We start from the raw sequence: 25,412 nt of genomic DNA on the forward strand, positions 1-25,412 counted from the left end.
TCAGTTGACGTGCCATAACTTATCACCTCTAAACAGTATCTTTATTCTATGCAACTTCATGTAAAATTGGTATAACTGCTCAATAACTACTGGTAGAGGGACTCCTCCTCAATCAGGTTATCAACAACAGCGCACCTCCGCAGACCAGGAGCGATTACAACACCGCTTTGATGAAATTTTTGGGTTACGCTACCCAGATGACTATGGTTTAAACTTGGCTATGCAGCAATTCTGTGCCAACAAGAAAAAAGTGCTGCGAGTTCTCGATGCGCCTCAACTACCTCTTCATACTAACTGCGACGTAAGTGATATTCGAGAGTATGTCACCAGGCGGAAGATTAGTGGCGGTACTCGCCATGAATTTGGGCATCTGGTAAGGGATACCTTTACAGGTTTGAAAAAAACTTGTAGAAAGTTAGGTTTTTGATTTTGGAAGTATTTACTCTCCCGCTTCAAGGGTAATGAAAGCGTACCTTATCTACCAGATGTGATTAGAACGCTCGCTCCAGCACCCACTTAAAAGAGTCCAGAATTGTGAGGTGCAACGGCTGCCGGAATCACGCAAGAATAAGTTACCTATTTGAGGCAATTGAGCCTCTCCTGGTAAACGTGTTCAAGCTATTGATGTGGTAAGTTATTTCTGCGGGACTCTTGAATATATTAACAAGTTTTTAGCTATCCAGAGACAGGCTTTTAGTCTGGCCAGGGTTAGATGAGCTTTGAATCCTTATCAGCCGTTTTTGAGCAGTTACCCCAATAGTTCGGATTGACTGCACGCCCGATATCCGTGCAGTGATGTTGGTGGGATGTGTGGAATCGGCAGGTGGGACAGTTGGAAAGCATAATGGTAAAGTCGGCACCATTGTCTATTCTAGGAGTTGGACTATCGCGATCGCCTCCAAGCCCGCTGTAGCAACGCAGCAATCCGCTATGCCACTCTCGTACACCTTGGCTTATTGTCCAATAGTACAGGCTCAAGCTGATGAAGAGGTGCGGTATGCTTGACTAACTGTGAGTAAATTAGGGTGCTATTCTACTTTGGTCGTTCCCAATTCCCCACCAACAAAGAGAACAATGGCTGCTTTCGGCTTGTCACTAAGATTCAAGTTTGCCAAAAGCTGCTTATGGATACCACAGGTGTTAGTTAGCTGTAGCAGATTAGTGTTGCAGGTAGCTACAGCTATGCCTACCAATAGTGCAACGTTATGCAGGCAATCCTAACCCCTTCAAAATCATGGGCAATAACTTACTGCACGCCTCTACAATGCTGGCAGTCTGGGGCAAACTGCTCAATGTTGCCTCAAACATCTTCCTCGCTTTTCGTGTCAGCCCTTCCTTTTTAGCAGGTTCCTCTGTTTGCTTAGCTTCTGCTAAAGCTTGCACCTGCTCTAATAAATCCGTTTTGTCAGGCTCTGATAAATCGGAATCATTTTCGATGACTTGTTGGAGTTGTGTCAGCAGTTCTTTGATGTTGGGTTCATTGGTTTCCGAGGAATCGGGCAATTGATTGAGAGTGTTGGTCACATTGCCACTAATCGTGCCCAAATTAACGACTCCATCACCACCAACTAACCCGCTGATGTCGCCAATGTTGCCACCGCCTGAACGAATGTTGATTCCCTTATTCTGAGCCACAATTAATTCTCCTTTAATGATTTGAATTGTTTCTGCTTGAATCTTAGAGTGATGCGTACCTGTTTCAATAAACTGCTCAATCGTATCCTTAAGTGTACGAATTTCAGCGTCTCGTTCGGCTAGTTGTAGTTGAAGGGCGATCGGCAATTCCTTCTTGATTCGAGCGTAATCTGTAAAATACTCGTGGCTTAACTCAGATTTGTCGGCTCCTGGTGCTGTTGTAAACCGGAGATTCAAGCCATTGTTGCCCCGCCGTTCGATCGCCACAAACCGTAGCTCTTGCTCTGGGTGGTTGGTTGATAAGTTTTTAAGTGCAATGGAGATAGCGCGGGGGTCAATATCCTGACTGTGGTACAAATCTAGAGTATCCACGTAAGGTTTAATGAAATCTGCAAACTCTCCCTCAGCAAAGGTTTCTCCCCAATTATCCGGTTTTCGCAATCGGTTGGGATTATCTTTGGTTTCCAGGCGCATGAATACATAGTCGCATTGCACGTCCTCTAGCTTGGTGCTACCTGTAATCCCCCAATCTTCGATACAAGCTCCCGTGACAATTGCTCCCGTCATATCTGTACCATCGAGTTGGGCTTGCTTCAGGATGGCTCGGGACAAATCAGCATTCCGTAAATTAGCGTTGTTGAGGTTTGTTCCAATAAAACTGGCATCTTGCAGGTTTGCACCTGGCATATTTGCATCTTGCAGGTTCACCCCTTCCAAATTCAAGCCATCAAAGTTTTGAGACTGTCCGTTGAGCGTGACAACGAGTTGCCGAATGTGGGAATTGGCGAGGTAGGTATTGTCCAGACGAGCATAATCAAGCGCTTTAACTTGATAGAAGCGAGTACGAGTAAGATTAGCCTCTCGTAAATCGCAAAACTTAAGCGTTGCACCAGTAAAGTCTACATCAGTTAAGTTAGCTCCTCTAAAAAGATTGTTTCCTTGGGCTGCTATTGCTATGGCAATCTGAAGCATCCATCTAAATTTCTGATCGCCCTTAAGTGCCTTCCAACTTAGATAGCCCGTCAACATAACAGCAACCAGGACTATAGGCATTGCCATGACTATAAACATGGCCTTGAGTGTCCGCAGAGTTGCGATAGCCATAAGGAGCGTTGGGATAAACACACTGGCTGATGCAACAGGAATTGATTCAATTAGAACTGCTGCTAGAGTTATTGATAGCCCTGTCATGGCAAGACCCAAAGCAACCAGGACCATGGAGCCAGCACCAGTGAAAAAAGAAGTGCCAATATCGATACCCGTTTTACTTGTAGGAAGAAAGGTTGATAGGAGCAGAAATGGCGTTAACGATGCTATACCTACAATAATTCCGAGTGGAAAACCTCTCTGTGAAATAATTAATAGCGATACTGATAAGCACAGTAAAACTGAATATCCCTGAATACTTTGAGAGAATCCTACTAAAGCAATAGAAAATAAGCCACCAGAACCCAGGATAGATCCTGACAATATGGCAAATATTATTACAGTCAATAGTAAAAAAGCTTGCCAGCGGAAATGAATTTCAAATATTTTGTACTTGAAATTAGACTTTGATAAAGTGTAGTAGTTACAATTGCTTGTATTAGCAATTTCACTATTACACTTTTTGTAATCTGTTTGTTTGCAGAATTTTTTTGAAATCAATTCTTTTCAATGATCTATAATTTTAATGGGTAATATTTTTTTTGCCACAAACTTGTTCGCTACAAATCTGTAGGCAATTGGGTAAATTACTACCATTGCAAATAGCTGCACATACTGCTTCACAATTATTGTCTGGTGATTGGGCTTTTAAGTTTGAAAACGAAATTATATTTTCTATTTTAATCCCTTCTGAGGTAGTGGAAGAATCTTCTACCTCCACGCTAAAATCCCTAGGGAAAGCACCGATTGAATGTGATTGATTTTCGCTATAATTATCGCATAAATTATCGCATAAGTTTTTCTTAATTGCTTCGAGTTTTATCAGGGACTCAATCCATTCTTTTACTAAATTTTTTTTGGTGAAAAGATAAATTATTCCATCGTGGAAACAGAACTTTTTGAATCATGGTATCACCTTATCTCTTTAGAGTGAAGAAGGAATAGAAACAAAGCACTTTAGTAGGTAGTCGAGAATCTCAGTAATACAAGGGAAACATTTGATTCAGGTAATTTTCATTAGCATCCCGGACATAATCCAACCGAAACCGCCGAGAGCAATTGACGAATCGCAAGCTGTTCTTGAGAATTCCTAAATCGCACTACCTCATCAAACGCAACCTGAGCCATCGCATCATCGTGATTCAACGAATGTCTGGTAAAACTCCAACATACCTTCAAATTTGACCGCATCTACTCACTTACGGGAGTATGGTTGCGACATCCGGACGATTTTAGAATTGCTGAGACACCAAAACCTACAGACAACGATGGTTTACACTTGGGAAAGATTATTCAGCAGGGTTGATGGATGCGTTCGCCACAACTCAACCAATCCTTAAAATCTCTAACTTGCCTTGTTTTCAGCTAATCAACAGCCACCATGACCGAATCGATCGCCCACCAACTCCAACAAGCTTCAGAAGGTTTGGTCTTCCTCAGCGAAACCGACGCCCCTTTCGAGATCATTAGCTGGCAGACACAGGGAGAACTCACTCCGGCGAAACTTCTGCAACTCACCGAACATTCACCCGATGCTCCCGTAGAACTGGGGACGGTTGATGATTTCTTTGCGATCGCCACCCAAGAAGAAGATTGGCACGATGAAGAAGAACGGGAAACAGTAAAGCGGTTTCAAAACTTAGTAAGCGTGTTGGAGCAGAACCTATCGCAGTTGCAAGTTTACCGAGTGGGCAACACCAACATCGATGCGTACATCGTCGGGGTGACTCCCGGTGGTGGTGAATGGGCGGGCCTGTCTACTAAACTGGTGGAGACTTGATTGCAACAGGCATGGCGAGCTATGAATGTTTGTTAATCATTTCGTTACATAGCAAGCATAATTAGAGTCAGGAAAGGTTGTAATATAAGAACGGTCGGCAAAGTAATTAGTTGGTTTTTTTCTATTTACTTTTTTGTTATGCTAGGAACCTTTTTATACCTCTGTTACACAGAGAGCAAGCGATACCAGCTAGGTGCTATAGTTTCCTCTATATTTAAAGGAAGCAGGGCTGAAACACACGCCGGGGCGCAGCACGATATCGACCCACAGTTTGAGACATACGGCGGGAACGCTGGCGCTGCGAGCTGGGGCAAAACTGCGGCAAGTGCAGGACTTGTTGGGGCATAAAGACCCCAGGACGACCTCTATTTATTCTCACGTAGCGCAGCGGTGGGCAAATAATCCGGCTCTGAAATTAGGGATTACAATTGGGCAGTAAACGACCGGAGCTACTTTTGCCCTGTTTTTCCCACTTTACTCCCAGTTACCTAATGAATCGAAAAAACCCTGAAATAGGCGAGCAAATTGCCCAACGTATAGCCAGCTTGCCCAGCGATGACCTCCTAAAGCAAGCTCAGACACCAGCTCAGATAGAGGAATGGTACAAAGCCAGAAAAATCCAGCTTCTTCTGGCTGAGTGTTGGAGAGCAAAGTGGCTCGTTAAGAACTATTATCCAATTGAAGAAGTGCTATATCTTTAGGAAAATGCCAAAAAAGCCAAGATCGGATTTCAAAGTTTTAAAAGTTCTAAACCCGAATCCACTACATTTTAACAGTTTTAACTTATTATTAATTCCCTCAACATTTGAGATTTGATGCCAGCACAAATGAAGCGAGCGCCCACTCCCGCAGATCCGGTCAATGAAGCGCTCGCCTACCCATCCACTATGTCAACAATCAAGCGAGCACAATCCATCGAACTCACGTTAAATTATATTTAATTGGTAGGATTGAAACAGTAAAATTACTGAGGCAAAACTAAGAGAAATCAATTAGGATTATAAAAATTATCAACTTTCTGCTAACAACCAGGAAAAAGCCATGTTTATTATTGCCGGTTATGAATACTTAGAAAAAATTCACGATAGTTTAATAACCCTAGTTTATAGAGCGCGAAGAATTCGAGATGGTCAACCTGTTGTTATTAAACTTCTTAAAAAGGCATATCCTTCCAGTCAAGACATTTATGTATTTAAACATCAATATGAATTGCTGAAAGACTTAGATTCAGAAGGCCTTATAAAAGCTTATAGCATAGAGAAATCTAACAACTATATAGCTATAGTTTTAGAAGATTTTGGCGGTAATTCACTGAAAATTTTTTTTCAAACTGGTAAATTTATAGATTTATCTGTATTTTTGCAAATATCAATTGGATTAACTAAAGCTTTAGAAGAAGTACATAAAAGAAATATTATACACAAAGATATCAAGCCCGATAACATCCTTATTAACGAGGGAACCTTAAAAATAAAGATCGCAGACTTTTCAATTGCATCACTTCTGATGCAAGAAAAATATCTAGCCAGCAATCCCGATCGATTAGAAGGAACTTTGGCTTATATGTCTCCAGAGCAAACTGGTAGGATGAATCGCGCGATTGATTATCGTACTGACTTTTATTCTTTGGGTGTCACATTTTATGAAATGCTGACTAGACAGTTGCCATTTCAAACTACAGATGCGATGGAACTCGTTCACAGCCATATTGCCAAAATACCTGCTTTACCGCATGAACTAGATCCAACTATCCCGAAAGTAGTATCTGATATCGTGATGAAATTATTAGCCAAAACTGCTGAGGATAGATATCAAAGTGCTTATGGAATTAAGGCAGATTTGGAAGCGTGTTTAACTCAACTAGAAACCAATGGAAGAATTAAAGATTTCATTCTCGGTCAGCATGATATTTTTGCTAAATTTCAAATACCCCAAAAGCTTTATGGCCGCGCTCTAGAAGTTGCTACCCTAAACGCTGCATTTGAAAGAATCAGTCAAGGTACGAGTGAGATGATACTTGTTTCCGGTTATTCAGGAATCGGCAAGACAGCCTTGATTAATGAGATTGATAGACAAATTGTGCGGCGAAAGGGTTATTTTACTTCTGGAAAATGCGATCAATTTAAACGCGGTATTCCTTATGCTGCAGTAATTCAAGCTTTTCAGACCATGATTCGACAGCTATTAACTGAAAGTAAAGAAAAAGTCGAAACTTGGAAAAATAAGTTATTAAAAGCTTTGGGTACAAATGGCAGAGTTATTATTGAAGTCATTCCTGAAGTAGAATTAATTATTGGGCAGCAACCACCTGTTCCTCAATTAGAATCTGGAGAATCACAAAATCGATTTTATTTAGTATTTCAAAAGTTTGTGGGTGTTTTCACCAGTAAAAAACATCCTTTAGTTCTTTTCATAGACGATTTACAGTGGGTTGATTCTGCCTCATTAAAATTACTCCAGCTACTAATGATGTCATTAGATAGTCAATACTTTTTATTAATTGGAGCTTACCGAGATAACGAGGTAAACGAAACTCATTCATTGACGTTGCTTTTGAATGAACTTCAAAAAGCGGGAGTTAAAGTAAATCAGATCGATATACAACCTTTAAATACTGTTCAAGTTAATGAATTAATTGCAGACACGCTTCACTGCGAATTAGAAAGAGCCTTACCTTTAGCAGAAATAGTCTTTAACAAAACGGCGGGCAATCCCTTTTTTGTAACTCAAATACTTAAAACATTCTACCAAGATAACCTACTTTCATTCGCTCTAAATGCTGGTAAATGGCAGTGGGATATTCAGCGAATTAAACAAGTTAAAATGACAGAAAATGTTGTTGAGCTAATGGTTAAAAAAATTGAAAAGCTTCCTGTTTTTACGCAAAATGTTTTAAAAGTAGCAGCTTGTATTGGTAATACATTTACATTAAACGATCTAGCAATAGTCAATGAAAAATCTTTATCATCTACCGCAACAGAGCTTTGGCAAGCACTTCAAGAAGATTTAATTTTCCCTTTGAGCGGTGCTTATAAAATTCCTTTAGCTAATGATTTAAATACAACCTTAACATTAGTTGATGAGTCCGAAAATCAAAGTAATTTATCTCTAAATATTGAGTATAAATTTTTGCACGATCGCGTTCAACAAGCCGCTTATTCTTTGATTCCAGCACAGCAAAAAAAAGAACTTCATTTAAAAGTAGGTCAACTATTGCTAAAGAATACTCAAACAACAGAAATAGAAGATAAAGTTTTTGATATTGTTAATCACTTAAATATCGCTACAGATTTAATTCAAAGTGAAAAATTTAAACAAGAGCTAGCTGAGTTAAATCTGTTATCTGCGCGGAAAGCAAAGGCAGCAGCAGCTTATGAACTCGCGCAGAGATACTTAAATTTCGGACTAGAATTACTTGCTGAAGATAGCTGGCATAGTAATTATGAATTAACTTTTTCTCTGCATATAGAAGCAGTAGAAGTAGAATATTTAAATGGTAACTTTGAAAAATCAACTTCCCTTGGTGATTTTATTTTAAAACAAGCTACTTCGCTTTTAGAAAAAGTAAAAACATACGAAATAAAAATTCAATTTTATATTTCTCTCAATCAGATGCAAGCAGCACTTGACACATCGTTGTTAGTGCTGGAAATGCTAGGAGAACCTTTAGTTGAAAAATTGCCTGAAGAATTAGATATTGGTAATTTAAGCAATTTACCAGAAATGACTGACCCTGATAAACTTGCAGCTATGCGAATATTAGTTAAAGCGATAACTCCTGCCTTTGTAATGAATCCAGCACTTTTAGCACCGATCGTGTTTACGATGGTCAATATTTGTATTAGATATGGAAATTCAGCACTATCTGCTGTCGCTTATAGTTTTCATGGCTTTCTCCTTTGTATTTCAATAGATAATATTGAAAGTGGGTATCAGTTCGGTCAACTAGGAATAAATTTACTAGAAAAATTGAATGCAAAAGAAGTTAAAGCGAAAGTATATTCAGTATTTTATTATCATATTAAAATTTGGGTAAGCCATGTGAGGGAAACCATAGAACCTTTACAAGAGGTTGTTCAATATGGTTTAGAAAGTGGCGATTTAGAGTATGCTGGTTACGCGGCTATTTACACTTCAGTTTATTCTTTTTTTGTAGGCGAGTATCTAAATGAAGTCTGTGCTAAACAAACTATTTACACAAACTTATTAGTTAATTTTAAACAAAATTACTTGAGCGTTTTTATTACAATTTGGCGACAATTAGTTTTGAAACTTTTAAATAAGACCGACAATGAATGTAGAGCGCTCGGTAATTTATTCGATGAAGAAGTAATGCTAGCTAGTTTTATTGAATCGAATAATGGTGCATTACTTTTTGCTACGTATCTTTCCAAATCAATATTTTTATATTTACTTCAAAATTACGCAGAAGCAGTTAGTTATGCAAAGCTAGCCGAGCAATATTCTGGTTATTTGGCCAGTCTATTACATACAAGCGAACAAAATTTTTACTATTCTATGATTCTACTTGCACAATGTTCAACGATAGGAGAAATTGAGCGAGAGATAGACCTACAACAAGTGGAATTAAACCAAATAAAATTAAAAAAATGGTCGTTATATGCTCCGATGAATTACGAACACAAATATTATTTAGTAGAAGCAGAAAAAGCTAAAATTTTAGGGAATATATTGCCAGCAATGGAATATTACGATCTGGCAATTCAAGGAGCAAAAGAACAAGGCTATATTCACGAAGAAGCACTAGCGAATGAAAGAGCAGCAGAATTTTATCGCAGTCTTGGAAGAGAAAAAATAGCTCAAATATATTTAGTAGAATCATACTCTTGCTATGTTCGTTGGGGAGCAATAGCAAAAGTAAAAGATTTGGAATCAAAATATCCGCAATTACTATCTTTAACCTCTAATGAAACTTCTAGGCGAGAACTAACTGTTACGACAAGTTCTTCAAGCGTAGGAACTAAAGCCGATGTTTTAGACTTAGCAACTATTATCAAAGCATCGCAAGCTCTTGCTGGCGAAATTGTACTTGATAAGTTTTTGGATAAATTACTAAAAGTTTTAATGGAAAATGCTGGCGCTCAAACTAGCTGCCTTGTTTTAGAAACCGATGGTAATTTAACGCTCAAAGCGACTGGTAGTGTAGAACAAGACAAAATAACTTTGTGGCCATCGACATCTATAGATACTAGCCAAAATTTACCCGTTTCTTTAATAAATTACGTAGCCAGAACTAAAGAGAATATTGTTTTAAATAATGCCGCAAAAGAGGGAATATTTGTCAAAGATTCGTATATCATTAAAGCTAAAGTTAAATCCATTTTATGTGTTCCAGTTATTAATCAAAATAAACTCATTGGCATAATTTATTTAGAGAATAATTTAACTGTTGGGGCATTTACACCTGCTCGTTTAGAAATCCTTAAAATCCTTTCGACGCAAATAGTTATTTCTTTAGAGAATGCTTTGCTTTATAAAAATTTAGAAGAATACAGCCGCACGCTAGAAGAAAAGGTGGAAGAACGCACATTTGAACTAAGCGAAAAAAATGATAAATTAAAAGGTCAAGCAATTAAATTACAAAAAGCTTTGGATGAACTAAAGCAAGCTCAAGCACAGCTTATCCAAACTGAAAAAATGTCTAGTTTGGGACAATTAGTTGCTGGTGTTGCTCACGAAATAAATAATCCAGTCAACTTTATTTATGGTAATTTAAACCACGCTAAGGAATATAGCGAACACTTATTACATTTAATTGATCTCTACAAACACAGCAATCATAGTCCTAAGCCGGAGATTCAAGATTATATCGAAGAAATCGATTTTGAATACTTACAGGAAGATTTACCTAAGATAATTTCTTCAATGCAAATGGGAGCAACCCGTATTCGCGAAATCGTTTTGTCACTCAGAAATTTTTCCCGTTTAGATGAAGCAGATATGAAATCCGTAGATATACATGAGGGTATTGAAAGTACGCTGCTAATTTTGCAAAACCGTTTGAATAAAAAGGCTGCTCATTCAGCAATTCAGGTAATTAAAAAGTATGGAAAACTGCCATTAGTAGAGTGTTACCCAGGTCAATTAAATCAAGTATTTATGAACATTCTTACTAATGCGATCGATGCGTTAGAAGATCGCCATCGGCCACAAACACAAATTAAGAAAAACTCTAGTACGATTATTATCGTGACTGAAGTAATAGATTGCGATTGGATAAGAATACGGATTGCTGACAATGGAACTGGCGTAACAGAAGAAGTGCGTACTAAACTATTTGACCCATTCTTCACAACCAAACCCGTTGGTTCTGGAACGGGTTTGGGGTTGTCTATTAGTTATCAAATTGTGGTTGAAAAACATGGCGGACAACTGAACTGCGTTTCAGCACTAGGTCAAGGTGCGGAGTTCATAATTGAGATTCCCGTAAATCAGCAAAATCGCCAAAACTCAAGCTCCCTAGTGTAGATTTTATTTGGTTGATTCTGAAGGTAGTAAATAATTTAGGATCGGTCCTAAATTTGTGATTTTTTTTCAATTTGGAGTAACCTATATTTAGTAGCACCGATCCCAAAAATAGCGGACAGAAGAGTAAGCTTTAAACTTAGCTCGAACCTGTCAAGCTTTTCGCTAAACACAAAGGCTTTTAGTTGAGCATTGCAGAGAGAGTGAAAGTTCTAGATAATCCCTTACAATCAGTCACTTAGTATAATTACTTAGAGGAAGCATCAAATGTCCGATCATTTGAAAGGTGGAGCTATTCATCAACTGTTTGAATCTCAAGTGGAGCGTACACCGGATGCTGTGGCGGTGGTTTTTGAAGGACAACAATTAACTTACCGAGAGCTGAATGTAAAAGCGAATCAGTTGGCGCATTACCTGCGATCAATCGGAGTAAGGCCAGAAGTGTTAGTAGGCATCTGCGTCGAACGTTCCTTTGACATGATTGTGGGAATCTTGGGAATTCTCAAAGCCGGTGGTGCTTATGTTCCTCTCGACCCAACCTATCCACACGAGCGCTTGGCCTTCATGTTAGAAGACTCCTCAGTGCCAGTGCTGCTGACTCAGGCGCGGTTGGTGAAATCTCTTCCCAAACATCAAGCACGTATCGTTTGCCTAGATACAGATTGGGAAATTATTGAGCGACAGAGCGAGGCAAATTTAATCAGTGAGGTGAAGCTCGATAACCTTGCTTATGTCATTTACACCTCGGGCTCTACTGGTAAGCCCAAGGGAGTGGCTATCGAGCATCGCAATGCAGTTGCTCTGTTGGATTGGGCAAAACAAGTCTTTAATCCAGACGATCTTGCTGGAGTTTTGGCTTCAACCTCTATTTGCTTTGATCTGTCAGTCTTCGAGCTGTTTGTTCCCCTAAGCTGGGGTGGCAAAGTCATTCTGGCAGAGAACGCATTGCATTTGCCCGCATTGTCCGCCGCTCTAGATGTCACTCTGATCAATACAGTTCCCTCTGCGATCGCTGAGTTATTGAGAATGGACGGCATACCTTCTTCTGTCCGCACCGTCAACCTGGCGGGTGAACCCCTTCCCAATAAACTCGTACAGCAGGTGTATGAACACAACACAGTGCAAAAGGTCTTCAACCTTTATGGTCCTTCCGAAGACACCACCTATTCCACATATACTTTAGTGAAAAAAGGGGGTAACGAGCCACCCCCCATCGGTCGGCCCATTGCCAACACGCAGGTCTATATTCTAGATGCCCAAAAACAGCTTGTCCCGATCGGTGTTCCCGGAGAGCTATACATTGGCGGTGCTGGTTTAGCACGGGGCTACCTCAACCGACCCGAACTAACTGCCGATCGCTTTATTCCCAACCCCTTTAGCAACGAATCAGGTTCTCGCCTCTATAAAACTGGTGACTTAGCCCGTTACTTACCTGACGGCAATATCGAATTTTTGGGTCGCATCGACCACCAAGTGAAAATTCGCGGCTTCCGCATCGAATTAGGAGAAATTGAAGCATCACTGCAACAACATCCTGATGTGCGACAAGCCGTTGCGATCGCACGCGAAGACGTACCGGGTGACAAGCGTTTAGTCGCCTACATCGTCTCTAATCTCATACCGGAACGGATACCTTATCAAAGTCCTTGCTTGGTTGGATTTGATGGGAATCGTACTATAGAAGTAACCACCGAAGACATTTCAATGGGTGGTATTAGCTTAGTAGGAATGACAGAAATTTTAGAGCGAGCTAGTCGCGTCCGCTTGCACATACAGCTACCAGAAAATGCTCAATTTTTGTGGGTAGAAGGTAAAGTAGTATGGCAAGAAGAACAGCGAACTGGGATTCAGTTTGAGCTAAAGCCAACACAGCAAATTATCATCCAACAAAGCTTAGATTATCTCCTAGAAAAACAGAAATTTTGAAAGTTTTGCAACGCAGCGTTACCCGTACCCTCCGTAACTTTTTAAAACAGAAGTTGCCCGAATATATGGTGCCTTCTCACTTTGTTATCCTGAAAGAATTGCCGCTAACTCCCAACGGCAAACTGGATCGTCAAGCGCTACCGTCACCTAGACAAATCACAAATGAACTGTCAAATAGCAATATTGAAACTGTAACCGATATTGTCTATAACTCAGATGTTTTGGAACTGGAACGAGAGTTTGAGTTAATGCGTTTTGTTCCTCCTCGCACTCCGATTGAAGAAGTGCTGGTAAGAATTTGGGCGGAAATTTTAGGATTAGAGCGAGTTGGGATTCATGACAATTTTTTGGAATGCGGAGGACACTCCTTACTAGCTGCTCAAGTTATCTCTCGCATCCGAAATACGCTTGAAATAGAATTGTCTCTGCGTTCTTTGTTTGAAGCACCCACAATAGCCGAATTAGCCCAGCAAATAGAAACAGAACTTCAAACAAACTCAAGGTTACAACTTTCTCCAATCGAAGTGATTTCTCGCAACCAGAATTTGCCTCTCTCTTTTGGCGAGGAACAGATGTGGTTTTTGGCACAAGTGGAACCGGGTAATCCTTTTTATAACGAACACTTTACGATTTACTTACCTGGTTCCCTCAACCAGTTAGCGTTAGAACAAAGTTTCAACCAAATTATCGATCGCCACGAAATTCTACGAACCAACTTTTCTGTCGTCGATGGTCAACCAATTCGGATCGTTCAGCCTACTTGCTATTTATCCCTACCATTAATTAACCTTCAAGAAATAGGGTCAGAGAGCGATCGCGAAACAGAAGTTTTGCGGTTGGTAAGAGAAAAAGCACGGCAATCTTTTAATCTCACCTCTGATTTGTTGCTAAGAACTACTCTAATTCAACTCAGCGATACAGATTACAGACTATACATAACCGTACATCACATTATTTTAGATGCGGTTTCTATATACAGCGTACTATTTCCCGAACTGGTAGCACTCTACGAAGCTATTTGCAATCGCAAACCCTCCTCTCTACCAGAATTACCAATTCAATATGCCGACTTTGCCTACTGGCAGCAGCAACAATTACAAGTAGAATTACTGAAGCCACAGCTAGCTTACTGGAAACAGCAATTAGCAGATTTGCCCCCGCTACATTTGCCCACCGATAATCCACGACCGCCAGTTCAAAGGTTTCGAGGTGCAATGCAAACTCTGGCACTCTCGAAGGGTTTAACTGAGGCTTTGAAAGCTTTTTACCTTCAGGAAAATGTCACTTTATTTATGACATTAATGGCGGCATTCAAAATTTTGCTTTACCGCTATTCAGGACAAGAAGATATTCCCGTCGCCACTGTTATTGGTGGGCGAAATCGATCGGAGATTGAAAGATTGATTGGGTACTTTCTTAATACGCTGATTCTGCGTACTGACCTTTCTGGTTTTCCCAGTTTCCGAGAGTTACTTTCCAGGGAACGAGAAGTAGCTTTAGGAGCTTATACTTACCAAGACTTGCCATTTGAAAAACTGGTGGAAGAACTTCAACCAGAAAGAAAGTTGGGTCAAAACCCGTTATTTCAGGTGATGTTTATTTTAGAACCGCCGCTCGTAACTTTGGATTCTAAGGATTGGCAAGTCAGCCAGATGGACATTCATATCGGTACATCGAAGTGTGATTTGTTTCTCCAACTAGAAGAAAAAACGGAAGGAATTATCGGGCGTTTTGAGTACGATACAGACTTATTTGATGCTGCTACTATTTCCCGGATGGTTGGACATTTTATCACTTTGTTGGAAAGTATTGTTGCCAACCCAGACCAGTCCATCTTGAAGTTGTCTTTGTTAACAATTAGCGAACGGCAACAGTTAATAAATTACAATGCTACGGAGGCCAATTATTCGTCAGATAAGTGCATTCACCAGTTATTTGAAGATCGAGTAGAGCAAAATCCCGATGCGGTAGCAGTAATATTTGAAGGGCAACAACTCACCTATCAGGAGTTGAATCAAAGGGCAAATCAATTAGCGCATCATTTACGATCGCTAGGAGTTGTACGAGATGCAGTAGTTGGTATCTGTGTAGAACGATCGCTGGAAATGGCGATCGGACTTTTGGGTATCCTAAAAGCAGGTGCGGCTTACTTACCTCTTGACCCGGCTTATCCGCAAGAACGGATAGCTTATATGCTGGAAAATGCCGGAGTTCCAGTAGTGCTAACTCAGGCAAGTTTATTGCCGCCACTGTTAGAGTATGGGATACCAGCGATCTGTTTAGATCGGGGCTGGAAATCGATCGCCCAACGCCCGCAAGATAACCCCACGACAGCCGTATTACCCGACCATTTAGCTTACGTTATCTATACATCAGGTTCTACAGGCAAACCTAAAGGGGTGGCAATGAGTCACCGTCCCCTGGTGAATCTGATCGATTGGCAATTACAAAATTTCGCTTTTCCTGCTACTAAAACCCTCCAATTTGCCCCCATCAGTTTCGATGTTTCTTTTCAGGAGTGTTTTTCCAGTTGGTGTTCTGGCGGCACTTTGGTGTTAATTTCAGACATTATTCGCAAAGATGCAGTCGCTTTATTGCAGCTTCTCCAAGATGAAGCGATCGAACGTTTGTTCCTTCCTTTTATTGCGCTTCAGCATCTAGCTGAGGTTGCTGAAGAAGGAGGAACCGTACCTAATACGTTGCGAGAAATTATTACTGCTGGCGAACAGTTACAAATTAGTCGAGCGATCGTCAATTGGTTTAGTCAGCTAAAAGATGGCACTTTGCACAATCAATATGGCCCTTCCGAAAGTCATGTCGTAACGGCATTTACTCTTACTGGTTCACCTGAAAATTGGCCTAAATTGCCCTCGATCGGTCGTCCTATTGCCAACGCCCAAATCCACATCCTCGATTCGCAATTACAACCAGTACCTATTGGTATTCCTGGAGAACTTTACATCGGCGGTGTTAGTTTAGCCAATGGTTATATCAACCGACCAGATTTAACATCCCAACGGTTTATTAAAAACCCATTCTTAAATAGTGATGAGTTCTTAGTTTTTAGTTCTGAATTAAAAGAAAACTCAAGACTCAAAACTCAAAACTCAAAACTGTACAAAACCAGCGATCTTGCCCGCTATTTACCAGATGGTAACATCGAGTATATGGGTCGAATTGACGACCAAGTAAAAATTCGCGGTTTTCGGATTGAGTTAGGAGAGATCGAAACTGCTTTGGTACAACACCCAAACGTAGCAGAAGCTGTTGTGATAGTTAGGGAAGATATACCAGGCGACAAGCGTTTAGTTGCTTATTTAGTTGCCTCTAAAGAGTTAGCATCTTCTGCTAACGAATTGCGGCACTTTTTGCAAGAAAAGTTGCCTGAATACATGATTCCTAACGCTTTTGTATTTTTACAAGCACTGCCATTAACTCCTTCTGGAAAAGTAAATCGGCGAATTTTACCAGCACCAGAAGGAACCAGACAAGAACTGGAAACAACATTTGTTGCACCTCGTAATCCTGTAGAAGAAAAGTTAGCTGAAATTTGGAAAAAAATTCTCGGTATCGATCGAGTTGGCATTTACGATCGCTTTTTCGATCTAGGCGGCCATTCTTTAAAAGTTACTCAGTTAATGTTTAAAGTGAGAGATGCTTTTCAGGTAGAAGTATCGCTGCGGCAATTCTTTGAAGTGCCGACCATTGCCGGAACTGCGGATGCGATCGCTCTCGCTAGTCGCCCAGATTTCAATTCTACATCACCACAAAAAGAAACTATCGATCTAAACGCGGAAGCAATCCTAGATCCTACAATCTCTGCTGAAAATATTGCTTTTGAATGGAGTAAAGAACCATCTCACATCTTATTAACAGGAGCCACCGGATTTCTCGGTACTCACTTACTTAATGACTTACTAAACCAAACGCAGGCAAATATTTATTGCCTGGTCAGAGCATCCAATCTCCAACAAGGTATCGAAAAAATTCAAAAAAGTCTAGAACGCTATTTACTTTCTAATCCACCTATTAGCAACCGCATCATCCCAGTTTTAGGAGATTTATCTCAACCCTTGTTAGGGCTTACATCACATGAATTTCGCGCACTGGCAAACAAAATAGATGTAATTTACCACAATGGTGCATCAACAAATCTGGTTTATCCATACTCTGCATTAAAAGCGGTAAACGTTCTCGGTACGCAGGAAGTTTTGAGATTAGGCTGTATTATCAAAACAAAACCAGTTCATTTCATTTCTACCGTTGGAGTGTTTTGCTCGGATATTTACTATCAGGCTAAAGTAGTCCGAGAACAAGATAAATTGCCTGATGGTGAAAGCCTTTCTGAAGGCTATGGTCAAAGTAAATGGGTTGCTGAAAAATTAGTTATGACTGCCCATTCTAGAGGGATACCTGTTTATATTTATAGACCGGGATTCATCGCCGGAGACAGCCAAACAGGTATTCGCAATACTGCCGATTTAATCAGCAGAATGCTTAAAGGCTGCATTCAAATGGGAAAAACACCAGATTTAGACATCCTGTTAGACATGACTCCGGTGGATTATGTCAGCCAAGCGATCGTTCATTTATCCAAACAAAAAGAATTAGTTGGAAAAGCTTTTCATTTAGTTAATCCTCATCCTATTTCTTGGAATCAGCTTTGCGATTCCATTCGCTCTTTTGGCTACTCCCTTGAACGCATTCCTTACAAACAGTGGCACTGCGAGTTATTAAAACTTGTTGATAATTCACCAGAAAATGCTTTGCATCCACTGGTCAGCCTTTTCACTGATGAAACCGTATCTGCACAGACGATTACACTTCCTTGCTTTGATTCTCAAAACGTGATCGATGGTTTAGTTGGTAGCTGCATTAGTTGTCCACCTATAGATGAAAGATTGTTAAATACTTACTTATCGTACTTACTGGAGTTTAGATTAACCGCGCCTTATACCAATTCTCTAAATGCCGACTACAGATAATGCCTCCAATATATATGCTCTTCCAAGAATTATAGATATTGTCTACTTATTTTGACGAACAGTAGAAACTAAAACTAGAAAACTTAGCGTGGGAAAAAATTCCGAGTTTTGATTTTTCAAAAATGCCCGATCAGATGACTCAACGTGAGTTCGATGGAAAATTTAAGTGTATTGGGTGGTCACAAATCACAGAAAAATACCACAACTAGGGACGAAAGGCAAAGCCTAAATCCCTACTCTCTTGCTCTATTGACGAGACGAACTCAGCTTTTCAGGTTTAACGTTTATCATAAAAGTCTACTTCATTAAAAATAGTAAACTGGTTGTTCAATCTCATACAATGAGGGTTGATTTGGTTGATAAGTATAAGCAATCATTCCGGCTACTAAATTCACCATAAAATTAGCTACTTTTCGATGTCTTGTATGTTCAAGTTGACATAAGTTTTTTAATTGATCATTCACGGACTCAATTATCCCTCTTCTTCTTAGCTTCTTTTTTTGTGACAACAACATCAGCCAATACTTCTCGGTTAAGCTCTAAGCGGTGTTGAGAATCGAGAAATGAAGATGCTGTTGCCATTGGTAACAAGTTAAAGCTGCATGGCAGTTGTCAAGAGGATTTCAGTAGAAGCTTTAAATAAAAATTGGTCACTGTTACGCTGTCGCTCGGGGAAAGGGGCGACAATTAACTTAACATTGGGTTTTCGTTGTCGTTTAACAATACCTAAATCTTGATTTTCAGGTGCCGTGAAATATGAGATCGGGTCAGTTGCCTTACCTTTTTGATTGGCTACGTAAAAATGATAAAGACTGCGGTCAATCATTTCTAATGAGATGGCATCTATTGATAAAGAGAGTTGGTCAGCAACAGTATCACCTAAATCGACTAGGACAGCATAAAACAGCCAATTCCCCTAAATTTGTAACTGAATACCGTTGAGATAACCCGTCCACAAATAACTTAAGCCCAATAGTCTTTTAACGGTATTAAAGGCTTCTTCAATGCGCCACCGCCTGCGATATAAATCTGCCACAACGTAGGGAGGTAATATCTTAGGGTCAAGTACACTTCTTAAATAAGAATGCCAGGTGTTACCCAATCGAACCTCAATCAGACGTAAGGTGATATATGGAGTTTTTGTGGTTCCTGACCCCAGACGAATTAGGCTATCTCGGAGGTCGTAACTCTGGGTGAATACTTGTTCGTATTTAATTGATGCTCCTTTTTTTAACCGAGTAATAAGCGTGAATATCTCGTTCAATTAATTTCAGCCAAAAGCTAAAATGATAGCCCCTATCCAGCAAAAGTAAAGTTTTGCCTTCAACCAATTGCAGAATATTTTCTTCTAACTTCACATCAAAAGCTTTGGGATTTTCCAGAAACCAAATTTCGACAGGCAGCCGGGTCATTAAATCTATAACTGTTGCCATTTTCCCGGCCGACTGCCCTTTTGGCAAATCTTCCAGGCTTTTGAGCTTGCAAAATAATGCTTCGAGCGTTGAGCTATCTACTATCCAAACTCGTGAAAACTTCCGCAAGGCAAATTGAATGCTTTCTGGTAGGGGTCGTTGATTTCTCTGGTGCCAAGATGTTCTTAAACTCGGTAATAAATTTTTGAATACTCCCTCAAATAATTGAGCTGGAAAACTTAAAAATCTCGCTCGACATTGCTTGTTGAGTAACAGTCGTGGGTCGGCACCACAAAAAACCTTCACGCTGCCAGCATTCTTGTGAGTTCTGTCACTCCCGCCACGTCTGGCCACAGTAAAGTTAATACCGCTGCTACCATCAACGGTAGGTTAAGAATTCTAAGCGAATAAACCCAGTTGACGGTAGTAATTTTCTTGTGATGTCATGGCTGGTGTAAGTAATGCCGATAGTTGCGAGGCAATCACCTCGTCTTCCACCATCGGTCTGGTGGTTTTTTTGGCATGGTCACGGTTGGTTTTTTGACTCTTAGCCATATTTACTGACCTACACAATTGCTCAATTTTTTGTCAATTCTATCGTTTGATAATACCAACGCCCGCAACTATCATGCGGGCCCGCGACTATTATCGATCGCCCGCAACGCCAGTCGAGCACACCACTTATTAATAATGATAATCGCTGTCGGTGGGATAGTCCTCCGTATGCAGACTCTCCCACCTTTACCCCCTTGTTGGATTATCATTATTATTCAATTATCTTTCTACACAAAGGAGTATTGACAAAATCTACTTTCTTCTAACTTGTTACCAATGGTATCGGCAGGGAGCATCATTGGCTATCGACTTTCCCCTCAATGATTTGCTGAACCTGCGGCGACACGTTTGACAAGAAATTCAGCCCAGTCTCCCGCTCTACAAGATCCACCGAAACTCGAAAACTTTTCCATCCAGAACCTTTGACGCTGCTATCGTTGGGCATCATCGCGGCGATCGCCCTGGTGTTTGATGTGATTCCCTGCATTCCCAGTGCTTGTCTGTCGAGCACCACGATAACTTTCCAATTCTTAGCCGACACTGCAATCTTTTCTTTTTTACCGATGCTGCCCTTCCTCCCCACGGGCCCCGCCGGAGATGTAAAGTTCTTTGCCCTGCTGCACCAATTCTCGGCAATACTCTTCTAAGTCACCCCACACGCCTCTGTTAACTTCAGGCACTTGGGGCATCATATTGGTCATCAGGAAAGTGCTGCTGTTATCCGCTTCATTGGGGGTGCGATCGGCACTGGGTGCAATGTGTCCTCGGTCGTAGCCGCTTCCCGTGTAATCGTTGGGGCGGACTTTGTACCAAGCATCCGGCAGGGCATCGTCGGGGCGGAAGTTGTCTTGGCGATCGGCTGTTCCCATCCAAGAGCGGTTCAGTTGCCACGAAACCCAATTGGCGGTCTTAGTTTTGCTGTTGTAGCTCATCACGTACTGTGGCTTTACCATCAGGTAGTTGTCGGTGCTGGCAACACAGGGAGCTGCATTGCTGGGATTGCCCAGGAGTAAGTTGCGGTTATTGATGGCGCTCGCTGATTGGTTCTCTGGTGCCTGGTTTGGGTGGCTGCACCCTTGGTTTCTCGCGACCAATTTGAGGAAGTCGAGACGGTGGCGATGGCGCAGTTAGATTGCAGCCGCTAAAAATCCCTACCAACACTCTTGGCGATCGTCCCCCGTGGCCACAATTTCCTCACTGTCAGACTCCTATTTTCATTGTTTATCCCGCCCATGATTACAAAGGGCGCACCGTTTCCACAATTGGGAAAGAAAAGCGCCTCAATACTCGATTTGCCGATCGCAGCGGCGAACAATTTATCAAGATTATGAGCCATCTGGGTTTGAGCTATCCCAAGAAGATGAACGAAGCCGTACCCGTCAATGAATACTGTGGCGATTTCATCCCCGAAGCGAGTCTAAATAATGGCACCAGTGCGGCGATCGATGGCGATCGCGAAAAAGTCGAACTGACGCTATGGACCAATGCTGAAATCTATGACGATTACTTAGCCAGGTACATTTAGGGGAAGCAGGGGCTAGGGAAAGCAGGGGCTAGGGGGTAGGGGAAGAAGGCAAGAAGGGAATAGTATCAGCTTTCACGAAATCAGAACCTCCTAGGTAGCCCTGGCGGTTGTTATATCTAGTTGACAAAAATAAAGATTATTTATGTCCAGCTACTTATTTGCTGGATTTTTAGGAAAAACGCTTGATTGAAAACATCAGCTATGCCATAATTCTAAAAATTAAATACAAAATCTCTATCGGCTTACCGTACTTTACGGACTTTGTACCACCTTTCCTCTGGCTGAAAGCCACATTTTAAGTTTTTTAGGATTTATAGCAACCGCCAAGGTGGCTAGAAGATTCTAAATTACTGAAACCCTTAATTCTATTCTCTTCTTCCCCTAGTCCCTAGTCCCTAGCCCCTAGCCCCTAGCCCCTAAGCCCTTCTTCAGGAGATTTATGGTTATGAATTTGAGATTTTTTCGGGGAATCTGGAAAAGATCCCTTAAGCCCTCTGTTTTGGTAATAGTGGCGATCGCAACCTTGCTGGGAGTTTCACTCTTCTCGATTTCACCGCTGACTGCAACCCCCAGCGTCAAAATTCAATTTGTTTCTCCCAATTGGGTAACAGCCAACGCAAAAGATCCAAATTTGCGAATTTTGGATGTGCGAAATGCGCCTCTGGAGTATATTGGAGGCCATGTTCCAAACGCAGTACACATTGCAGATACTGCATTTCGTGGCCCCGACGGATTTTTGCCAGTGCAGTATTGGGATACCCAGAAATTAGCTTCGATCTTTTCTCGATCTGGTGTTAGCAGTAACAGTCGCGTTCTCGTTTATTCCGATGCACGAGATATCTTGGGAGCTACAATGGTTGCTTATTTACTAGAGCGATCGGGAGTAAAAGATATTGCAGTTTTAGATGGGGGATATACAGGATACAAAGCCTCTGGGCAACCTGTTGTTAAGGAATATCCCAAATACAAGTTTACACAGTTTGCGGTTCAAGATAATCCCTCAATTCGCGTTAACCTTCAACAGGTTGGAGAATTAATTGGTAAACCAGGTGTTGTTTTTATCGATCCTAGACCAGGTGATTTATTCCGAGGTGAGAAAGATATCTGGGTACGCAATGGGCACATTCCTGGTGCGAAAAATATTCCCTGGCCTGCGTTTACGGAAGCCGAGAACTCTCAGGAGGCTCTCAAAAATCCTCATCAGTTGAAGTCACTGGATGGAATTCGCCAAATCCTGGCGGACAAGAAGATTAAGCCTTCAGATGATGTGATTGTGTCATGCAGCACTGGGCGTGAAGCAACATTACAGTATGTCGTGCTAAAACATCTTTTGGGATATCCTAAAGTTCGGCTCTACGAAGGTTCTTGGACAGAGTACAGTACGTCTAATTTGCCAGTTGAAACGGGACCGGAAAAAGTTTAGTTGTTGGGTGCTAAAAGGTATGAAAATTTTGATTTCATCACTTGTTGTTTTGGCTACTGTAACAGTAATATTTGGGTGTGATTTGGTACATCTAAGTCAACCTGCTTTAGGCAGTTGCGATCCGCCACCGGAAGAACCGAAGAACCCACCTAAGAAGTAGTAAAAATGAGTTCATCAATTTCTGGTGAGCCGTTCTTGGCTCCTTTTCGATCCCATCGCTTGATAATTGCGATCGCCTTAGCACTTTTTACTGTTGGGACAATTACACTGAATCGTTATGGTTGGCAGCAAAGCCTATTGTTCTTGATTGGTGGGTTGCTGGGCCTAACACTTTACCATTCTAGCTTTGGCTTTGCCAGTGCTTACCGCAAGTTACTTGTGCATAGAGACGCGCGGGGAGCGATCGCACAAATTATCATGCTGGCGATCGCTACTGTTCTGTTTGCGCCGACTCTGGCAGCCGGAACAGTATTTGGGCAGCCGGTGCGGGGTGCTGTTGCGCCTGTAGGCGTTCAAGGGGCGATCGGTGCCTTCCTGTTTGGAATTGGGATGCAGCTTGGGGGAGCCTGCGGCTGTGGCACTTTGTATACCGTTGGTTCCGGTAGTCTCACTCTGCTGATGACGCTGGTGACATTTTGCATTGGAGCATTTGCAGCCAGCTTAACCCGACAGTTGTGGGTGAATTTGCCTGCTTTGCCGGCGATTTCTTTGGCAGATAATCTTGGCTGGTTTTGGGCAGTGGTTTTGCAACTGACAATTTTCGCTGCTTTGTTTGTTGCACTCGGGCGCATTTTCCCTTCTGCAAAAGCTCTTTCTTCTCCTCCCCTAACTTCTTCCCCTCCGCTTTTCCCCTCCTCGCTAACTCAGCTAATTTACGGCCCTTGGTCGCTACTCACAGGTGCGATCGCGCTGTCACTGCTCAACTGGCTGACGCTGCTCCTGTCTGGGCAACCCTGGCGGATTACCTGGGGCTTTGCGCTGTGGGCGGCTGAGATTGCATCGTTTTTGGGGTGGGACTCTACCAGTAGCCCATTTTGGAAAACTGCCAACGCTCAGGCTGCCCTCACAAATGGCGTGTTTGCAGATGTCAGTTCGGTGATGAATGGTGGAATCGTTCTAGGAGCACTGCTAGCTGCAGGGTTAGCAGGGCGATGGGTTCCAACTTTTCAGCCTTCCAAACAGATTATGGTGGCGGCGATATTAGGTGGCTTACTGATGGGCTACAGTGCATTTCTTGCCTACGGTTGCAATGTGAGTGGGTTCTTTGGGGCGATCGCGTCTACCAGTTTGCACGGCTGGCTGTGGATTGTGGCTGCACTCCTAGGAACTGCGATCGGGGTGCGGTTACGACCTTTGTTTCGGCTACCCAATTAGCGTAAGGGAACTTATAGAACCCATATGGTTTCCCTTCAACTACTGATCCTGATTACAGTTTTTTTAGCGACCAGCATGATCAGCGTGATTACAGGCAGCACCTCCTTAATTACGGTGCCTGTAATGTTGCAGATGGGCATTGCACCGCGCACGGCTTTAGCCACTAATATGCTGGCACTCACGTTTATGAGTATTGGTGCAACGTTACCGTTTCTGAAGCAACAAACGATTAATCTAAGACGCTTGCCTCTCTTGATTGGGCTGACTCTGATTGGCTCAATTCTAGGAGCAGGATTAGTCCTGGTAATACCGTCAAAGTCCTTACCGCAGATTGTTTCGGCTGCCATGATTGCGGTTGCTGTTTTCTCGATCGCGAATCATCGAGGTGGCGTTCTTCCGGCAGCCGATCGCCCATCACGGGCAGCCCAATTACTCGGTTATGTGGCAACGTTTGGGCTGGGTATCTATGGTGGTTTTTTCAGTGGCGGGTACGTCACCTTGCTAACGGCTGCCTATGTGGCGCTCTTTCGGATGACTTTTGTGGAAGCGATCGCTACAACCAAGCTGGTGAATATCTTTTCCTCGCTCGTTGCAACGGGAGTTTTCACAGCGGCTGGCATCGTTGATTATCGATTGGGCATCATCTTAGGTATTGCCATGTTTATTGGGGGCATCATCGGCTCACAGGTGGCTCTCAAACTTAGCAATCGCTGGTTACGTCGGATTTTTTTGGCGACTGTTGTAATCCTCGCCGTCAAAACCATGATGGGATAGAAAATTCCTAGTCTTCGCTCTCACGGTCGTGAGTTTCATAGACCTGTTGGCTAAAAAGCTCAAAATCCGACTCACAGGCAGTGAGCGCCTCCAAAGCCGTGGAGTAGCCAGGAGCTGCAATAGGAGAAAACATTCAGCATGGATCGTGTATTAGGACTGGAGATCATTGAAGTTGTGGAGCAGGCAGCGATCGCATAGATCCCAAATGGGTTCTATATAGCCGAAGGAAGAAGGAACAAGGAAGAAGGAAGAAGGAAGAAGGAAGAAGGAAGAGGCAATAATGGCAAGGGTTTCAGCGATCAATATAGTCCTAACTGCCAAGAAGGTTGCTATAGCAACCTTCTTGGCAGTTAGGACGTTCTGACTTCCACCAAACTCGCTGATTCTATTC

At 41.9% G+C, this 25,412-nt stretch carries 12 protein-coding genes and 5 pseudogenes; 11 read left to right on the forward strand and 6 right to left on the reverse strand.

Annotation, left to right across the window (positions count from 1 at the left end):
- Window positions 1-1,203: 1,203 nt before the first annotated feature.
- Window positions 1,204-2,607 carry a pentapeptide repeat-containing protein gene (locus tag QUA62_RS23525; protein ID WP_333407106.1) on the reverse strand — a complete coding sequence of 468 codons (1,404 nt, stop codon included), beginning with the start codon at window positions 2,605-2,607 and terminating at the stop codon, window positions 1,204-1,206.
- 85 nt (window positions 2,608-2,692) lie between these two features.
- Here QUA62_RS23525 and QUA62_RS23530 point away from each other — a divergent pair, with 85 nt between their 5' ends.
- The 4 genes and pseudogenes from QUA62_RS23530 (at window position 2,693) to QUA62_RS23545 (ending at window position 5,262) form a co-directional block, all read left to right on the forward strand.
- Window positions 2,693-3,037 carry a hypothetical protein gene (locus QUA62_RS23530; RefSeq protein ID WP_333407108.1) on the forward strand — a complete coding sequence of 115 codons (345 nt, stop codon included), beginning with the start codon at window positions 2,693-2,695 and terminating at the stop codon, window positions 3,035-3,037.
- A 1,125-nt stretch (window positions 3,038-4,162) separates the two neighbouring features.
- A complete protein-coding gene (locus QUA62_RS23535) occupies window positions 4,163-4,561 on the forward strand; it encodes a nuclease A inhibitor family protein (RefSeq protein ID WP_333407109.1) in 399 nt (132 codons plus the stop codon).
- A gap of 226 nt (window positions 4,562-4,787) precedes the next feature.
- Window positions 4,788-5,000, forward strand: a pseudogene (locus QUA62_RS23540) (tyrosine-type recombinase/integrase); the annotation flags it as partial.
- A gap of 52 nt (window positions 5,001-5,052) precedes the next feature.
- Complete coding sequence (locus tag QUA62_RS23545; RefSeq protein WP_333407154.1) at window positions 5,053-5,262, forward strand: hypothetical protein; 210 nt, start codon at window positions 5,053-5,055, stop codon at window positions 5,260-5,262.
- Here QUA62_RS23545 and QUA62_RS23550 read toward each other — a convergent pair.
- Window positions 5,251-5,388, reverse strand: a complete 138-nt coding sequence (locus QUA62_RS23550; protein ID WP_445301705.1) for a transposase — start codon at window positions 5,386-5,388, stop codon at window positions 5,251-5,253. The genes QUA62_RS23545 and QUA62_RS23550 overlap by 12 nt on opposite strands.
- Window positions 5,389-5,602: 214 nt before the next feature.
- Between QUA62_RS23550 and QUA62_RS23555 the strand changes: the two genes are divergently transcribed.
- From QUA62_RS23555 to QUA62_RS23565, 3 genes and pseudogenes are all read left to right on the forward strand, one after another.
- Entirely contained in the window at window positions 5,603-11,050 is a 5,448-nt protein-coding gene (locus QUA62_RS23555) for an AAA family ATPase (RefSeq protein ID WP_333407111.1), read from the forward strand.
- Window positions 11,051-11,335: 285 nt separating this feature from the next.
- Window positions 11,336-12,973, forward strand: a pseudogene (locus QUA62_RS23560) (amino acid adenylation domain-containing protein); the annotation flags it as partial.
- Between the two features lie 29 nt (window positions 12,974-13,002).
- Window positions 13,003-17,958, forward strand: a pseudogene (locus QUA62_RS23565) (amino acid adenylation domain-containing protein); the annotation flags it as partial.
- Window positions 17,959-18,263: 305 nt separating this feature from the next.
- On the opposite strand, the pseudogene QUA62_RS23570 reads toward QUA62_RS23565, so the two are convergent.
- From QUA62_RS23570 to QUA62_RS23585, 4 genes and pseudogenes are all read right to left on the reverse strand, one after another.
- Window positions 18,264-18,476 (reverse strand): annotated as a pseudogene (locus QUA62_RS23570) (transposase); the annotation flags it as partial.
- 74 nt (window positions 18,477-18,550) lie between these two features.
- A pseudogene (locus tag QUA62_RS23575) lies at window positions 18,551-19,871 on the reverse strand (IS4 family transposase).
- A gap of 349 nt (window positions 19,872-20,220) precedes the next feature.
- Window positions 20,221-20,466: a DNA/RNA non-specific endonuclease gene (locus QUA62_RS23580; protein WP_445301706.1), complete on the reverse strand. Its 246-nt coding sequence runs from the start codon at window positions 20,464-20,466 to the stop codon at window positions 20,221-20,223.
- A gap of 16 nt (window positions 20,467-20,482) precedes the next feature.
- Window positions 20,483-20,878 carry a DNA/RNA non-specific endonuclease gene (locus tag QUA62_RS23585; protein ID WP_333288380.1) on the reverse strand — a complete coding sequence of 132 codons (396 nt, stop codon included), beginning with the start codon at window positions 20,876-20,878 and terminating at the stop codon, window positions 20,483-20,485.
- 179 nt (window positions 20,879-21,057) lie between these two features.
- Between QUA62_RS23585 and QUA62_RS23590 the strand changes: the two genes are divergently transcribed.
- The 4 genes from QUA62_RS23590 to QUA62_RS23605 all read left to right on the forward strand — a co-directional run bounded on the left by QUA62_RS23590 (window position 21,058) and on the right by QUA62_RS23605 (window position 25,021).
- Window positions 21,058-21,450, forward strand: a complete 393-nt coding sequence (locus QUA62_RS23590; RefSeq protein WP_333407120.1) for a hypothetical protein — start codon at window positions 21,058-21,060, stop codon at window positions 21,448-21,450.
- Window positions 21,451-21,895: 445 nt separating this feature from the next.
- Entirely contained in the window at window positions 21,896-22,873 is a 978-nt protein-coding gene (locus QUA62_RS23595; RefSeq protein WP_333407121.1) for a sulfurtransferase, read from the forward strand.
- 165 nt (window positions 22,874-23,038) lie between these two features.
- On the forward strand, window positions 23,039-24,247 hold the full coding sequence (locus QUA62_RS23600) for a YeeE/YedE family protein (RefSeq protein ID WP_333407123.1): 1,209 nt from the start codon (window positions 23,039-23,041) through the stop codon (window positions 24,245-24,247).
- 24 nt (window positions 24,248-24,271) lie between these two features.
- Complete coding sequence (locus QUA62_RS23605; RefSeq protein WP_333407125.1) at window positions 24,272-25,021, forward strand: sulfite exporter TauE/SafE family protein; 750 nt, start codon at window positions 24,272-24,274, stop codon at window positions 25,019-25,021.
- Window positions 25,022-25,412 lie beyond the last annotated feature (391 nt).

Source organism: Microcoleus sp. MON1_C1, assembly GCF_036701945.1.
Lineage (GTDB): Bacteria > Cyanobacteriota > Cyanobacteriia > Cyanobacteriales > Microcoleaceae > Microcoleus.

Bases quoted from the DNA above. Each gene is read 5' to 3' on its own strand.
- QUA62_RS23525 (WP_333407106.1), bottom strand. From the start codon at position 2,607: ATGCTTCAGATTGCCATAGCAATAGCAGCCCAAGGAAACAATCTTTTT.
- QUA62_RS23530 (WP_333407108.1), top strand. From the start codon at position 2,693: ATGACTATAAACATGGCCTTGAGTGTCCGCAGAGTTGCGATAGCCATA.
- QUA62_RS23535 (WP_333407109.1), top strand. From the start codon at position 4,163: ATGACCGAATCGATCGCCCACCAACTCCAACAAGCTTCAGAAGGTTTG.
- QUA62_RS23545 (WP_333407154.1), top strand. From the start codon at position 5,053: ATGAATCGAAAAAACCCTGAAATAGGCGAGCAAATTGCCCAACGTATA.
- QUA62_RS23555 (WP_333407111.1), top strand. From the start codon at position 5,603: ATGTTTATTATTGCCGGTTATGAATACTTAGAAAAAATTCACGATAGT.
- QUA62_RS23585 (WP_333288380.1), bottom strand. From the start codon at position 20,878: ATGGTAAAGCCACAGTACGTGATGAGCTACAACAGCAAAACTAAGACC.
- QUA62_RS23595 (WP_333407121.1), top strand. From the start codon at position 21,896: ATGAATTTGAGATTTTTTCGGGGAATCTGGAAAAGATCCCTTAAGCCC.
- QUA62_RS23600 (WP_333407123.1), top strand. From the start codon at position 23,039: ATGAGTTCATCAATTTCTGGTGAGCCGTTCTTGGCTCCTTTTCGATCC.
- QUA62_RS23605 (WP_333407125.1), top strand. From the start codon at position 24,272: ATGGTTTCCCTTCAACTACTGATCCTGATTACAGTTTTTTTAGCGACC.